The organism is Thermococcus henrietii (genome assembly GCF_900198835.1).
GTDB classification, from domain to species: domain Archaea; phylum Methanobacteriota_B; class Thermococci; order Thermococcales; family Thermococcaceae; genus Thermococcus; species Thermococcus henrietii.
The window spans coordinates 1,903,689-1,916,984 of the sequence record NZ_LT900021.1; the positions used below are offsets into that span (position 1 = coordinate 1,903,689).

The window sequence follows — 13,296 nt, forward strand, 5'->3', positions numbered from 1 at the left end:
GCCGTTTTCACTCCTCAAGCCCTGCAAACCTAAGGAGGAGTGACAGACCAAGAACTCCCCAGAGGAACGTTGTTATGAGGGATGCACTTCCTCCCGTCCCAGAAAGGACCTGGGAGGCACTCACGGTCGGGAGGAATACCAAGATTTTTGCAAGCCACCCCGGGAGAACGCTCGCGGGATAGTAAACCGGCGGAAAGACCGTCAGTCCAGTAACGAGGAGGTTTGAGAGCCTCATCACCTGAACCGGCTCTTTCCCCTTAACCCCCAGGAGGAAGCCAATTCCAGCGCTCCAGAGCCACAGCGCCACTACCGCCGCGAGCATTCCTGGAAAAGCCCCAACTCCGAGCCTCCAGACAAGTATCGCCGTTAACAGGACGACGTAGGGGAAGGCCGGAACGCTCATTCCGACTGAGATTCCGAGGGCCTTCCTCCAGTTGCTCCCCGGCAGGCTCATGATGACGTCGTAGAACCGCGAGCGGGTCTTCATCCCGACCAGCTCTATCGCCAAATCCGCTACGCCAACTCCAACGACGAAGCCCACCAGCGCACCGGCCAAGGCGGTGTTCAGGAACCTTCCCCCGCTGACGACGTAGACTATGAAGATGAAGGAGATGGGCTGGAGTGCGAAGCTGATGAGCGAGAACCTGCCCCTCGTCAGTGCCCTCGCGTAGTACTCAACGATGGCCACCATCAAGACCCCCCGCAATGAAGACGTCCTCTATGCTGAGTTCCTCTACTTTGAAGGGCACGCCGGCCCTTTCAAGGGCCTCAATGGCTTCCCTCTCCTCAGCCCCCGAGCGGGTGTAGACGTAGGTGTTCCTCCCCGCTTTTCTCGTCAGGAAACCATCAAGGCGAACCTCGCCGAAGGCGACGACCTTTGAATGAAGCCCCCTCAGGTATTCGCCCGCAATCCTCTCCGGCCTTCCGAAGGCCTTTATCTTCCCGTCCTTCAGGAGGAGGACGCGGTCGCAGACGCTTGATACCTCGTTGAGGTAGTGGCTGGTGAGAACTATCGTCGCCTCCTTGGCCCTCTCTCGGAGAGCCTCCCAGAGTCTGAGCCTGCTCTCCACGTCGAGGCCGACGGTCGGCTCGTCGAGGAAGTAAAGCCCGGCATCGGCGGATAGCACCATCGCGAGGAGGACCTTCCGCATCATGCCCCCGGAGAGCGTTGAGACCTGCTCGTCAGCGTAGCCTATTTCGAACTCTTCAAGCGCCCTTCCGGCCCTTATTCGAGCCTCACTCCGCCCAAGGCCGCGCATCCTGAGGTAGTGGTAGACGTAGTCCCTTGGCGTGAGCGTGTAGAAGTGGGCCTTGACGTCCTGAGGAAGGAGGGCGAAGAGTTCTTTCGCCTCGCAGGGGTTCCTTCCAAAAACCCTGACCTCGCCGGAGTCGGGCTTCAAAAGGCACGTCAGAATTCTTATCAGCGTCGTCTTTCCGGCCCCGTTCGGCCCGATTACGCCGACTATCTCGCCCTCGTTAATCGAGAAGGAAACGCCCTCGAGGGCCACCTTTGGGCCGTAGGACTTCGAAAGGCCTTGAACCTCAACGGCGGACATACGAGAAGAGTCCCCGCGGAACTAAAAAAGGGTTTCGGGAATTAAAGGGGAGAGGAATCAAAGCCTTCAGTCGAGGTCGCTACCGAAGTCGCTGCTTCCGCCCTTCTCGCCCTCCTTGTCCTTCTCGAGCTTGCTGGCGGCTATGACGTCGTCGATGCGGAGTATCATTATGGCAGCTTCGCTGGCGCTCTTGATGGCCTGCTTGGTAACCCTGAGCGGGGCGATGACTCCCTTCTCCATCATGTCGGCCGGCTCGCCCTCGAAGACGTCGACACCGACGCTGGCACCCCTGTCCTTGTGGGCGGCGATGACCTTGACGAGGGTCTCGACCGGGTCGAGTCCGGCGTTCTCGGCGAGGGTCCTCGGTATGACCTTAAGGGCCTCCGCGAAGGCCTCGATGGCGAGCTGCTCCTTGCCGCCGACCTCCTTGGCGTACTCGTCGAGCCTTATGCTCAGCTCAATCTCAGGAGCACCGCCGGCCGGGAGTATCTTGCCGTCCTCAACGATGTCCTTGACGACCTTGACGGCGTCCTCGAGGGCCCTCTCGACCTCGTCAACCACGTGCTCGGTACCGCCCCTGATGAGTATTGTCACGGCCTTCGGGTTCTTGCAGCCCTCGACGAATATCATGTTCTCGCCGGCGACCTTCCTCTGCTCGACGAGCTCGGCCTCACCGAGGTCCTCCGGGGTGAGGTCGCGGACGTTGGTGACAATCTTTGCTCCGGTGGCCTTGGCGAGCTTCTCCATGTCGCTCTTCTTGACCCTTCTGACTGCAAGGATGCCGTACTTGGCGAGGTAGTGCTGGGCGAGGTCGTCGATGCCCTTCTGGACGAAGACGACGTTCGCTCCGACCTCCTTGATCTTGTCAACCATCTCCTTGAGCATGCGCTCCTCCTGCTCGAGGAAGGCCTGGAGCTGCTCCGGGCTGGTGATCCTTATCTCGGCGTCGGTCTCGGTCTCCTTGACCTCGAGGGCATCGTTGATGAGAGCAATCTTGGCGTTCTCAACCCTCTTCGGCATGCCGGGGTGAACGACCTCCTTGTCGATGACGACACCGCGGATGAGCTGGGTCTCCCTAACGCTCGCTCCCTCCTTCTTCTCGAACTTGATGTTGTCGAGGTCGACCTTGTACTTGTCGCCGACCTTCTCGGCGACCTGCCTGACGGCCTCAACGGCTATGCCCGCGAGGTACTCGCGCTCCTCCTCGGCGGCCTTTCCGGTGATTGAAGTCACAGCGGCCTTCTTGAGGGTCTCAACGTCGTCCGGGCTGACCTCCTTGGCGATGCCCTCAAGAATCTCCTGGGCCTTCTCGGCGGCGAGGGCGTAACCCTTGATGATTATGCTCGGGTGAATGTTCTGGTCGAGAAGCTCCTCAGCCTTCTTGAGAAGCTCACCGGCGATGACGACGGCAGTGGTGGTTCCATCACCAGCCTCCTTGTCCTGGGTCTTCGCAACCTCAACCATCATCTTCGCGGCCGGGTGCTGGATGTCCATCTCGTCAAGGATGGTGGCACCGTCGTTGGTGATGACGATGTCCCCGAGGCTGTCAACCAGCATCTTGTCCATACCCTTCGGGCCGAGGGTGGTCCTTATGGTCTCGGCAACGATTCTAGCGGCGAGGATGTTGAGCCTCTGGGCGTCCCTTCCGACGTACCTCTGGGTCCCCTCAGGCAGAATAACGACCGGCTGTCCAGCGAGCTGGGCCATCTCCCCTCACCCCCTCCCTTTTTCTTTTTTACGGGATGAGGTCTTTTAATAACCTTAAGTGCTTCCGCGTTATCATTCCTTTGGCCTATTTATAAAGTTTTCGGTGAACTGTCAGACAAGACTTATAAATCCCTACTAGAAGGAGTAATCATGAGCATGAGGAAGCTAATCCCAATTGTGGTACTCACCCTCGCCGTGGCATTGGTAGCGTATAGCCAATTTCAAGCTGGCGGGCTGGAAAAATACCTTGAGGACATCAACCAAAACCTCGACTACGTAGCCGTCGTCAGAGTAGACAACTTCACGACCCTCGTCCTCAAAGAGGAAAATCACTATCTCGTGGTTGAAGAACCCGACGCATCGGGAATGTGGAGCCTGTTCAACGGGACCGGGAAGACAGTCAGGTGGACGATATGTGGCAGGGGCGGCCAGAACAACGGAACCCAAGAGATTCTGGGGCCGATTGTCTTTATGAACTACCTCCTTCCGATCCTCAACGGAAGTCCACTCTACGACAGGAACGTCACTTGGGGGAACCCGATTGAGGTCACGCTCGTCAGAAAACCCGGAGTTCCACCTTACAAGAACGTCACAATAAATGACACCAAATACGGCCCTCAGACGTTGCAAATCCCAGTGAATGACTGGATTAGGGCCAACTTAACAGTCTCGGACGGGAGGCTGAAGAAGGCAGTGATAACCTCAAAGTACCCCGACTACTTCAACTTCAGCACAAGCACCGTCAAGGTCGAGATAGAAATCGTGTATCGGGGAGAAAAAGACTACGAAAAGCTGAAAGCGCGCGTTGTGGAGCGCTACATGGAACTGCTAAGGGCCTGTCCGGGCGAACCCTCCATAAACTGGTTAACATGAACGGCAATGCCAAGTTCCTCAAGCCTCTCCCGCAGTTCCTCAACCTCTCTCCCCGGCCAGCAGTGTTCCGAGCACCAGTCCTCGTCCCTGGGGTTCGTTAAAGGCCTTCCAACGAGTGGATTCAGGACAACGTAGAAGTCAGTCTTCACCCTCCTAAGACCCTCTTCAATGTAAGGCCACGCGTCAAAGCCCTTCGCCACAGGAATTCTGAGTTCGAGAGGGATTCCGTAGTCCGAAACGACCTCAAGACCCCTCAGGAAGAGCCTCCAGAGCTTTTCCGCGGGCTTTTCGGGGAGACCATATAGTACCGGAGGAGCCTTGAGGTCGGTAGCTATATGGTCCACCAGGTCAGCCTTCAGGAGCTTTTCAAGAGGTCCAACGAGGGTCAGGTTCGTGTTGAGGCTCACGGGAACATTGAGGAGCTTACCCTCCGCGAAGAGCGAGCTTAGCTCCCTCCACTGCATCAGCGGTTCACCGCCGGTGACGTGGAAGTAGTCGACGAGAAACGCGCTCGCCTCAAGCTCGTCGAGGAGGGCTTTTCTGTCGAGGGGAAAGCAGTCAAGGCCTTCAGCTATGCGCCAGTTGTGGCAGAAGGGACATTTAAGGTTGCATCCGCAGAGCCATAGCGTAAAGGTAACCTTTCCATGAACGTCGACCATGCTGACGCTCTTCCACCCGCTCGTGAGCATGGGAACACCCCCAGAAAAGGAATCAGGAGGAGTAGTGCCTCCTCGTCCAGAACTCCTTCTTCCTGAAGGGGTTCCAGTTCTTGAGGGGCCTGTAGTAGCCGATTATCCTGCTCCACACCTCGACGTTCTCGCTCCCGCAGCGCGGGCAGTGGGTGTGCAGACCGGTAGTTGAGTACCCGCAGGCGTTGCAGACGGTTATTGCGGGAGTGTAGCTCCAGTAGACGAGCTCCGTCCTCATGAGCCTCTTAGTGAGCTTTGCAAGGGCTTCGGGGTCCGGCTCCTCCCCAAGGAAGATGTGCATCATCACTCCACCGGTAAAGCTTTTCTGGACCTTCTCCTCCACCCGTATCCTGTCTGCCAGCTCAAGTGCTCCGTAGTAGGGCGCCACGCTGGTCGAGTAAATGGGGTTCTCGGGGTCGCTGAGGTACTCTTTAAGCTCCGGGAACTCGCGGAGGTCCTTTATAGCCAACTTCGCCGCGGCGCTTTCACCGGGCACCTCTTCCACGTTCCAGGGTGTTCCGGTTTCCTTCATCCACTCCCTCGCTTTGGCCGTCGCGAACTCCACCATCTCCTTCATCAGCTCGGCCGCTTTCAGCCAGTCCTTTCTCGTTCCCTCCTCCCAGAGCTTCGGCTCGTTGAGGTAAATCGAGGCCGCCTCTGGAAGGCCGAGGATTCCGACGGTGTTGAAGTGACTGCTCGGAAACTCCTCAAGGTATAGGTGAATCATGCTGTACATATGCCGGTAAGCCGTGATAAGCCTCACGTAGCGCTCCCTGAACCAGTCCGTTGTTCTCCTCACGACCTCGAGAACCCTCTCGTACTCCTCCCAGAACCTGTCGTCGTCCCCCCTGGCCTTAAGGGCGAGCCTCGGGAGGTTCACGGTTGTAACGTTCACCGAGCCGGTGACGTCGGGCATCGCCCAGAGCCCGCCGAAGCGTCCCCTCTCAAGCCTCTCCAGCGCTTCCTCCTCGGCGCTCTTCCCGGAGACGCCGAAAGCAAAGGCCATCTCCGTCTTGTCGATGGCAATCCTGCAGCACATCGCGTAGCTCGCGTCCGGGTCAACGACGTTCGTGTTCAGCCAGTAGAAGCTCCCGCGCTTCGACGCCGTTCCAAAGACAGCCTCAAAGACCTCCGGGTAGTCCCAGAGCATCTTGGCAGTGACCATCAGTGTCGGAATCGGGAAGGTGAAGGGCTGGCCGAGCGCGTCTCCCTCGCGGAGAACCTCAGTTAGGGCTATGAAAAACTCCTTGGCTTCCCTCTCGTACTCGCCGAGCGGTTCGACCTTCTCTCCAGCGTAAACCGCGTGGTCGCCCTCGAGCATCTTTTTGGGGGCGTCGAGCGTTACGGTGAAGTTTGTAAATGGAGTTTGAAGGCCTATTCTCGTGGGGTAGTTGAGGTTATAAACCAGCCTTTGAATCTGCTGTCTGATTTTACGCCTGTCCAGGCTTTCTTTCCTTATGAACGGCCCAGCGTACCACTCGACCGAGCTTAAGGCCTGGGCACCGCTGAAGTAGTGCTGCATAGTAATGAGGTAGTTCGCTATGTGGTCCACGTAGGTGTCGAAGTGCCTCGCCGGCCGAGAAACAATCGTCGGCGTCTTGAGGCCCTTTTCGAGTAGCCTCGCGGTGCTGTGACCGGTGCAGTAGGGGATGTAGAGGCTGTAGGGGAGCTTGTGGATGTATATATCGCCAGAGAAGTGCGCCTCCCTGCCCTCCTTTGGGACGAGCGAGATGCTCTCTTTCAATGCCTCCTCCATCACATAGGCGAAGAAGCCCGTCGGGCCAGGGTATCGGTTGGCGTTCTCCAGAACGTCCAGACTGCTCCAGCCCGCGTACTCATGAATGATATCACGCTTTACCGTTTCCATCTTAATCACCTGGATAAATTGTCCATATCTGTGAAAGCCGTTAAGTCCCTATAACAGTTCCCGTTGGACAAGTGGTCGTATTGACTGGTAACTTGCGATACTTGTGGACAAACGACAACTGGATAAAAAATCCAGAGAAGAACGACGAACAAGATGACGGAGACAGTTACCCACCCAAACAAATTCGACGATGAATCGTCGCTTGTCCAAAAGATTATTGACGATTTTAGCGAAATTTCCCCAGGTTCTGGATTCCGGGATTGAGATACCATACGTTTTTAACCCGTCCTGCCAACCGAAGGGCGGTGATGTGAAATGGACATCAAGAAAGAGTGGGAAAAAGCTTTGAGCGAGAAGGACTGTGAGAAACTGCTCGAGCTCTTTGACGATTACATCGACTCGATAGAGACCGAGGAAGAGCTCAGGGAAGAGCTCAAGAGGCTCGGAGAGGTTGCCGTTCAGTGCGACGACCCCTACGACCTGCTCCACGAGATTGGACACGTTTACGCTCACCTCGACGACGTCGAGAGCGCGATAGAGCTCCACAAGCGGGTCGTTGAGAGGAAGAAGGACGACCCCGAGGAGTACGCGACGGCGCTCTACTATCTCGCCGATGCCTACGAGCACTTCGGAATGCCGGAGAAGGCGATAGAGACGTACCAGAAACTCCTTGAGCACGAGGAGAACGTCCTGAAGAACGACAGGGAGATAGCGCTGACTTTAGCGAACCTCGCGGTGAACTACGACGAGCTCGGCGAAACGGAGAAGGCCATAGAGCTGATGGAGCGTGCGAGAGAAATATTCGAGCGCATAAACGACGAAAAGAACAGGCTCATAAGCCTCCTCGACTTGGCACACTTCCACTACGAGCTCGGGGACTACGACACCGCCGAGGCGCTGATTAAGGAAGTCTTAAGGAACCCGCACGACGACGAGATTGAGATAAACGCCAAGCTTGTCGAGGCCGAGATTCACGCTGGCAGGGAAGACTACGACAAAGCCTTCAAGGCCCTCCGCGAGGCCCTGCTCAAGGCAATCAACGTGAGCGACGATATATTTGGCGTCGTCTTCGACACGCTGGTTGACTTCATCGAGGGGCTGTTCAACGAGAACGCCTACGACACGATAGCGAGGAACATGGAGGCCTTTGCCGAGCTCTTCGAGGACGACACAAGGCATTTCTTCAGGGCGATAGCAGAGCTGGCGCGCTGGCGCGCCGGAGACGAAGAAGCAAAGAAGCGCTTCGACGAGCTTTACGCGAAGGTGGAAAACGAGGAGCTCCGCTCGATACTCAACGAGTGGAAGAGGCCGAAGCTGAGCCTGAGTTTGGGGCTTTAAGTTTTTGCCTCTTCTTTCAATCCCTTTGTATAACGCTCTATCTCAAGGAGACTCCTCCGAATTACGTTCTCGCCGGCGTTCAAAATCTCCATCCCGATTACGTTTCCCTGCTCATCGTACTCGAACCAGATGTCCTCATCTACCTCATCGGTATCCGCTACAGGACTCTCCTTGAGGAGAATGTAGAGAATATCGGCCTTGGGTCATATCTAATCTTCATAACGAGCAAATCACAAAAAGAGCTCAAAAATGTTACTCAATAAGAAATAGAGGGAATTCAAATCCTCGAAACGGTCTCGACCTCGGCGCTCTCGACGTTCTCGACGTTCCTAAAGGCCTCAAGGACCTGGTCGAGGTCGTAGCCCTCCTCGTCCTTAGCCAGGACGTAGAACTTGAGGGCGACGAGACCGAACGCTATGGGCTCACGCTCGACCTTGGCGAGGCCGAACCTTTCGGGAAGAGCCTCCTTGAGCTTGGCCTCGAGCTCGTCGAGGTTGACCTCGGGGTCGGTTGGCATGACCTTAACAACCGCAACCATGTTGTAGTCGCTCATCTTCTTCACCTCCTAATTCACGGCCCCTCCCATCCGCACTTGGGGCACTTGTAGGGAACGCTAAGGACCCTGCAGGATTCGCAGCGCCAGATGATAGCTTCGCCGCAGTTCGGGCAGACGAAGTGAGTGGCGTGCTCCCTTGGGGTTATCTCCTTTCCGCATGAGGTGCATACGGGTATCTCGAACTTCATTTCCTCAGCCACTGCAAACACCTCCAAGAAAGGTGGTTTTAACCTCTGGTGAGCGTTGCCAGACTGATTTATAAGCTTTTCCCATTGAAATGCCGTTTGAACCGTGGAACTTAGAAAATTATTTAAGTAACGACGTAGCACAAAAATGTTTGATGAAGATTGTTAAAGTACCCTCCGATGACAAAGTCGGTGTCATAAACGTCGGCGCACCACCGGAGGTCGAGCTCGACATCGACGTCAAGCCCCGGAAGGGAGAACTCGTCGTCTGGGTAACGAACCCAAACACCTTCAAGGTCGAGACGGACAACGAGATTGAGCTCTACGAGTACGTCGGTTTCTGGCAGAGGCTTGACCCGGGGATAGTGTTTCTAAACCGCAAAATCGTCCTAATCCCCGGTGAAACGATAGAGCAGAAGTTACCAGTGGAGCTCCCGCCGGGGAGATACAAGGTCGTCAAAGTGGCCTACGTGAATGGTGCCAAGGTCAGGGTCGAAAAGGAGTTTACGGTCCGCTGAGCCAGAAGCGTTTCAGGTACAGCCGCATCCTCGCCAGGTCAACGGGCCTCATGGTTTCCACCATCCAGTCCGGGAAGTCCTTCCTGACGTTCCTCCAGAGGACGCGGTAGTCGAGGATTATTATCGAGCCCTTCTCCTCCGCAGAGCGGTGAACCCTGCCCGCTGCCTGAACCAGTTTCCTGTGGGCCGGCAGGTAGTAGCCGTAGTAGCGGCCCTTCCCCGGGAACTTCCGCTCGAAGTACCTTATCTGGGCCTGAACGCGCGGAGTTGGCCTCGCGTAGGGAATCCCGACCAGGATAACCCCGTTCATCTCATCACCGCTGTAATCCTGTCCCTCGCTGTTCCTCCCGCCCATGACGCCGAGCAGAACCGCCCCGTTGCCCCTCGCGTGGGCTTTAAACGAGGCAACCATCGCGTCGTTCTCGGCAGAGCTTACTCCCTGCCTCTCGATGAATATCGCCTTTCCCGTTCCCTCAAGCCGAACCTCAAGGTTGGCCGAGAGGAGGCCCTGGAGAACCTCATAGGAGGCCGTAAAAACGCCAACGTTCTTGGGAATTAGCTTAACGGCCTCGACGATATAATCGACCATCTTCCTGTAAACCTGGAGCGAGCGCTCCTCACCGCGCGTCGATACATCTTTGGCGACCAGAACCTGCGCGTTTTCGCGCTTTACCATCCTCGGAAACTTCTTCAGCCTGGCATTCTCGATGCCCATGACGTCGCGGAAGGCCTCGAGCGGGGTGAGCGTTCCTGAGATGAAGAAGGCGCTGTGAACTTCCCTGAGAAAGGTCAACGCCTTCGACGGGTCCAGGGCAACAAGCTCAAGGCTCAAACCCTTCTCCCTGCTGAGCAGGAAGAGGTAGTCCTCCCTTCCGATTAGCGAGAACCAGAGGAGCAGGAACTCGCCAACGCGACCGATGTAGCTCCTTGGAGGTTTGCCCTTCTCTATCCTGTCCTCCCTTATCGCCTCGCCGATTGAGACCATCTCGTTGAGGGTCTTTACCAGCCAGCGCTCGCTTATCCCGAGGGTTCTCATGAGGTGAACGAAGACCAGCTCCGGCTGAATCGGCGTTTCCTGAATTTCCCTGTCGGCGAGCTTCTCGCGGAAGAGCAACTCAAGGCCCCTGCCGAGTATGCTCAGAAAGTTGGCTATCTCGTTCTCTTTGTACTCGTCGGCCTCCTTAATGGCCCTGTTGATTGTATGAATGCTCAGCCTGTCGCTCAAAGCCGAGATGGCCTGGTCCGGCAGATTGTGGGCCTCGTCGAAGACGATTATCAGGTCCGAATAATCCACGCCGAGTGAGCTTATCAGGCTCTCCCTTATGCTGGGGCTTATCGCGTAGAGGTAGCTGGCGACGATGACGTCTGCCTTCTCGGCTATCTTCCTCGTCAGGTCGTAGGGGCAGAGCTCGAGCGTCTCCGCGTAGCTCAGGATTTCAGAGGGGTGGGACGGACTCTCGAGGAAGAAGTTGACCAGCTCGTTGAACTCGGCCTTTTTCTTCTTCTCGTTCTCGTAGAAGGGGCACTTTCCAAGCTTCTTCAGGTTCTTGCAGACCACCATGGCTGTGTAGGCGTCGCTCGTGAACTGGGTGAGGTAGTTGTGGAGGCACAGCTCCTTCCTGCTCCTGAGCTCAACCCCGGAAACCCTCGCCTTCCGGTTTATCGCCTTGAGCTCCTCTATAACTCTGTCCATCTGCCTGTGCGTTCGGGCTAAGTAGAGAACCTTGAGGCCGAGTTCCTCGGCAACTGGAAGAACGCCGGCCAGAACGCTCACGGTCTTACCGAAGCCTGTAGGTGCCTCGACTATGGCGTTCTCTCCCCTCTCGGCAGTTTCGCGCACGAGCTCGATGAACTCCGCCTGATTGGGCCTGAGGGTGTCGTAGGGAAAGTACTGGAGGTCTGGTTGCATGGGAAGAGTTTTTAACGGGTCGCTTTTAACCTTTCCCGTGGTGAAGATGGAAGAGCGAGAGAAGAAGCTGGTCGAATACAGCATCGAGGCGGTTATTATAGCGTGGCTCGGCTACCTGTTCCTCTACCAGAACTACTTGCTCCACGAATGGCACCGCGGGCTCCCACTGCCGAGCAAATGGCCCTTCGCCTTAGGGGGGATAGCAATCGGATTGGCCTTTCTGGTCTACGAGCTGTGGAAGCTTGAGAAGAGGTCACCGACGGAGAACACTGAGGAAGTACTCTCCCCCGAGCTCGAGGCCTGAGAAGTCATCTTCACCGACGCCAAGCAGGGGCTTGTTAACTTCGACTATCGCGCTTCCACCCGAGCTCTCGTGCTCGATGCTTTTCACCACGTCGTTCTCGACGGTTATCCTGAACTCCTCGCCGTTGCCCTTTCCGCAGAGGGAGAACGTCCCGTTCCCGAGGCTGAAGCGGAGGTACCTGAGAAGGTGGGGAAGGTCATCAGATGCCATGTCCTTTGTATAAAACGCCCCCTCCCCCGTCGGAAGGATTTTTCCGACGATTCTTCGGTAGCTTTCCGAGAAACGACAGACCGCCAGAGCGAAGCCGTTGACGAGGGCTTCCAGCTTTCGGCCGAGAAAGCGCTCGACGAGGTCGGCGGAGGCCCTCGACAGGAGGACATCCCCGTCAACGCTTGCCGAGAGAATCAGTAGTCCCTTCGGGCCCTTCATCACGTAGGTGGCCGTTGAATCTGCAAATGCCACGTTCATTCGGCCGGAGAACTCAAATTTAAATAATCTTCTCCTGATTCGTATTTGAACGTCGAACGGCTCTTCTCCCGATACCTCGGCCTCGAAGGGCAGGGACTTGAAGAGTTCCCTCGGCTTCGATGTCACCCACCTAACGGCCTCCCAGTCCGCCGAGAAAGGCATCTCTGCCGTCCTTGATTCCATCGCTGGACACCCTTGAGCAGTGCTGGAGAAAATTTGAAGGGAGGCTTATAAAATTTAAGGGAGAATCAGAACTTCAGGTTCGGAATCTCCTCGATGACCTTGGTCGTCAGCTTGACCGCGGCATCGACGTCGCGCTCGTCAACGACCTCGGTGTTGGAGTGGATGTATCTTGCTGGAATGCTTATGCCACCGCTCGGAACGCCGGCCTTGTTGAGGTGTATGGCTCCTGCGTCGGTTCCTCCGCCAGTTAAGATGTCCCACTGGTAGGGTATCTCGTACTTCTTCGCGAGCTCCTCCATCCACCTCACAATCGTCGGGTGGCAGATGACGGAGCGGTCCATTATCTTAATCGCAACGCCCTTTCCGAGCTGGGTTATCTGCTTGTGCTCCGGGGTTCCTGGAACGTCGGCCGCTATGGTGACGTCGAGGGCAAAGCCGTAGTCCGGGTCTATGCCAAAGGCCGAAACCTTCGCTCCCCTGAGTCCGACCTCCTCCTGAGCAGTTGCGACGAAGTAAACATCCGCATCGGTCTCGCTTAACTGCCTGGCCGCCTCAACGAGGGTGTAAACGGCTATCCTGTCGTCGTGGGCGATGCTGACGAGCCTGTGCTTCCCGAGCCTCTCCAAGCGACCGTCCCAGGTGATGACGGTGCCTATCTTCACACCCATCTCCTCGGCCTCTTCCTTGCTCTCGGCACCGATGTCGATGAAAATCTGGTCCCAGGTCGGGGCCTTGTTCCTCTGCTCCGGCTTCTGAATGTGGGGCGGAACGCTTCCACCGACGCCGTAGATGAACTCGTTCGGGCCAATCCAGACCTTGAAGCGCTGGGCTATGAGCGTCCTCGGGTCAACACCGCCGACCGGTGCAACGCGGAGGAAGCCGTTCTTCTCGATGTGGGTCACCATAAGGCCAATCTGGTCCATATGTCCAGCGAGCATGACCTTAGGACCCTTTCCTTCCTTGTGCGCTATGACGTTTCCGAGCTTGTCAACCCTAATCTCGTCGACGTAGGGCTTGAAGGCCTCGATTACAACGTCCCTGACGCCGAGAAACTCAAAGCCGGAAACACCCGGGGCTTCAACGATTTTCTTGAGCAGTTCGAAGTCCACCATCGGCACCACCGTTTAGATAGTCATCGTAATG

General features: G+C 56.6%; 15 protein-coding genes. 4 read left to right on the top strand and 11 right to left on the bottom strand.

Annotation, left to right across the window (positions count from 1 at the left end; all coding sequences use genetic code 11):
• Window positions 1–7: 7 nt before the first annotated feature.
• From CS910_RS10345 to thsB, 3 genes are all read right to left on the bottom strand, one after another.
• On the bottom strand, window positions 8–691 hold the full coding sequence (locus CS910_RS10345; RefSeq protein WP_099211799.1) for a multidrug transporter: 684 nt from the start codon (window positions 689–691) through the stop codon (window positions 8–10).
• Window positions 675–1,556 carry an ABC transporter ATP-binding protein gene (locus tag CS910_RS10350; RefSeq protein WP_099211801.1) on the bottom strand — a complete coding sequence of 294 codons (882 nt, stop codon included), beginning with the start codon at window positions 1,554–1,556 and terminating at the stop codon, window positions 675–677. The genes CS910_RS10345 and CS910_RS10350 overlap by 17 nt, the downstream gene beginning before the upstream one ends.
• A gap of 66 nt (window positions 1,557–1,622) precedes the next feature.
• Window positions 1,623–3,263, bottom strand: a complete 1,641-nt coding sequence (gene thsB / locus CS910_RS10355) for a thermosome subunit beta (protein ID WP_099211803.1) — start codon at window positions 3,261–3,263, stop codon at window positions 1,623–1,625.
• 150 nt (window positions 3,264–3,413) lie between these two features.
• Between thsB and CS910_RS10360 the strand changes: the two genes are divergently transcribed.
• Window positions 3,414–4,136 carry a hypothetical protein gene (locus tag CS910_RS10360; RefSeq protein WP_099211804.1) on the top strand — a complete coding sequence of 241 codons (723 nt, stop codon included), beginning with the start codon at window positions 3,414–3,416 and terminating at the stop codon, window positions 4,134–4,136.
• On the opposite strand, the gene CS910_RS10365 is transcribed toward CS910_RS10360, so the two are convergent.
• Together CS910_RS10365 and CS910_RS10370 are read right to left on the bottom strand one after the other, a co-directional pair.
• A complete protein-coding gene (locus CS910_RS10365) occupies window positions 4,079–4,825 on the bottom strand; it encodes an anaerobic ribonucleoside-triphosphate reductase activating protein (RefSeq protein WP_099211806.1) in 747 nt (248 codons plus the stop codon). The two genes, CS910_RS10360 and CS910_RS10365, sit on opposite strands and share 58 nt — an antisense overlap.
• A gap of 22 nt (window positions 4,826–4,847) precedes the next feature.
• Window positions 4,848–6,692, bottom strand: coding sequence for an anaerobic ribonucleoside triphosphate reductase (locus CS910_RS10370; protein WP_099211808.1), 1,845 nt, complete (start codon window positions 6,690–6,692; stop codon window positions 4,848–4,850).
• Between the two features lie 315 nt (window positions 6,693–7,007).
• On the opposite strand from CS910_RS10370, the gene CS910_RS10375 reads away from it, so the two are divergent.
• Window positions 7,008–8,030: a tetratricopeptide repeat protein gene (locus CS910_RS10375; RefSeq protein WP_099211810.1), complete on the top strand. Its 1,023-nt coding sequence runs from the start codon at window positions 7,008–7,010 to the stop codon at window positions 8,028–8,030.
• Here CS910_RS10375 and CS910_RS12200 read toward each other — a convergent pair.
• The 3 genes from CS910_RS12200 to CS910_RS10390 form a co-directional block, all read right to left on the bottom strand.
• Window positions 8,027–8,221 carry a DUF2283 domain-containing protein gene (locus CS910_RS12200; protein WP_197704292.1) on the bottom strand — a complete coding sequence of 65 codons (195 nt, stop codon included), beginning with the start codon at window positions 8,219–8,221 and terminating at the stop codon, window positions 8,027–8,029. The genes CS910_RS10375 and CS910_RS12200 overlap by 4 nt on opposite strands.
• Window positions 8,222–8,307: 86 nt before the next feature.
• Window positions 8,308–8,583 (bottom strand): elongation factor 1-beta, encoded by a 276-nt coding sequence (locus CS910_RS10385; RefSeq protein WP_099211812.1) that lies wholly within the window; start codon window positions 8,581–8,583, stop codon window positions 8,308–8,310.
• 17 nt (window positions 8,584–8,600) lie between these two features.
• Complete coding sequence (locus CS910_RS10390; protein ID WP_050003902.1) at window positions 8,601–8,774, bottom strand: zinc finger domain-containing protein; 174 nt, start codon at window positions 8,772–8,774, stop codon at window positions 8,601–8,603.
• A 152-nt stretch (window positions 8,775–8,926) separates the two neighbouring features.
• Between CS910_RS10390 and CS910_RS10395 the strand changes: the two genes are divergently transcribed.
• Window positions 8,927–9,289, top strand: a complete 363-nt coding sequence (locus tag CS910_RS10395; protein WP_099211814.1) for a hypothetical protein — start codon at window positions 8,927–8,929, stop codon at window positions 9,287–9,289.
• On the opposite strand, the gene CS910_RS10400 is transcribed toward CS910_RS10395, so the two are convergent.
• Complete coding sequence (locus CS910_RS10400) at window positions 9,276–11,198, bottom strand: helicase C-terminal domain-containing protein (RefSeq protein ID WP_223211959.1); 1,923 nt, start codon at window positions 11,196–11,198, stop codon at window positions 9,276–9,278. The genes CS910_RS10395 and CS910_RS10400 overlap by 14 nt on opposite strands.
• A 46-nt stretch (window positions 11,199–11,244) precedes the next feature.
• On the opposite strand from CS910_RS10400, the gene CS910_RS10405 reads away from it, so the two are divergent.
• Window positions 11,245–11,502, top strand: coding sequence for a hypothetical protein (locus tag CS910_RS10405; protein WP_099211819.1), 258 nt, complete (start codon window positions 11,245–11,247; stop codon window positions 11,500–11,502).
• Here CS910_RS10405 and CS910_RS10410 read toward each other — a convergent pair.
• A complete protein-coding gene (locus CS910_RS10410) occupies window positions 11,452–12,153 on the bottom strand; it encodes a hypothetical protein (protein WP_099211821.1) in 702 nt (233 codons plus the stop codon). The genes CS910_RS10405 and CS910_RS10410 overlap by 51 nt on opposite strands.
• Before the next feature lie 65 nt (window positions 12,154–12,218).
• Window positions 12,219–13,265, bottom strand: coding sequence for a M42 family metallopeptidase (locus CS910_RS10415; RefSeq protein ID WP_099211823.1), 1,047 nt, complete (start codon window positions 13,263–13,265; stop codon window positions 12,219–12,221).
• Between the last annotated feature and the right edge of the window lie 31 nt (window positions 13,266–13,296).

Bases quoted from the DNA above. Each gene is read 5' to 3' on its own strand.
- CS910_RS10405 (WP_099211819.1), top strand. From the start codon at position 11,245: ATGGAAGAGCGAGAGAAGAAGCTGGTCGAATACAGCATCGAGGCGGTT.
- CS910_RS10400 (WP_223211959.1), bottom strand. From the start codon at position 11,198: ATGCAACCAGACCTCCAGTACTTTCCCTACGACACCCTCAGGCCCAAT.
- CS910_RS10370 (WP_099211808.1), bottom strand. From the start codon at position 6,692: ATGGAAACGGTAAAGCGTGATATCATTCATGAGTACGCGGGCTGGAGC.
- CS910_RS10390 (WP_050003902.1), bottom strand. From the start codon at position 8,774: ATGAAGTTCGAGATACCCGTATGCACCTCATGCGGAAAGGAGATAACC.
- CS910_RS10410 (WP_099211821.1), bottom strand. From the start codon at position 12,153: ATGGAATCAAGGACGGCAGAGATGCCTTTCTCGGCGGACTGGGAGGCC.
- CS910_RS10385 (WP_099211812.1), bottom strand. From the start codon at position 8,583: ATGAGCGACTACAACATGGTTGCGGTTGTTAAGGTCATGCCAACCGAC.
- CS910_RS10365 (WP_099211806.1), bottom strand. From the start codon at position 4,825: ATGCTCACGAGCGGGTGGAAGAGCGTCAGCATGGTCGACGTTCATGGA.
- CS910_RS10415 (WP_099211823.1), bottom strand. From the start codon at position 13,265: ATGGTGGACTTCGAACTGCTCAAGAAAATCGTTGAAGCCCCGGGTGTT.
- thsB (WP_099211803.1), bottom strand. From the start codon at position 3,263: ATGGCCCAGCTCGCTGGACAGCCGGTCGTTATTCTGCCTGAGGGGACC.
- CS910_RS10375 (WP_099211810.1), top strand. From the start codon at position 7,008: ATGGACATCAAGAAAGAGTGGGAAAAAGCTTTGAGCGAGAAGGACTGT.
- CS910_RS10395 (WP_099211814.1), top strand. From the start codon at position 8,927: ATGAAGATTGTTAAAGTACCCTCCGATGACAAAGTCGGTGTCATAAAC.
- CS910_RS10350 (WP_099211801.1), bottom strand. From the start codon at position 1,556: ATGTCCGCCGTTGAGGTTCAAGGCCTTTCGAAGTCCTACGGCCCAAAG.
- CS910_RS10345 (WP_099211799.1), bottom strand. From the start codon at position 691: ATGGTGGCCATCGTTGAGTACTACGCGAGGGCACTGACGAGGGGCAGG.
- CS910_RS10360 (WP_099211804.1), top strand. From the start codon at position 3,414: ATGAGCATGAGGAAGCTAATCCCAATTGTGGTACTCACCCTCGCCGTG.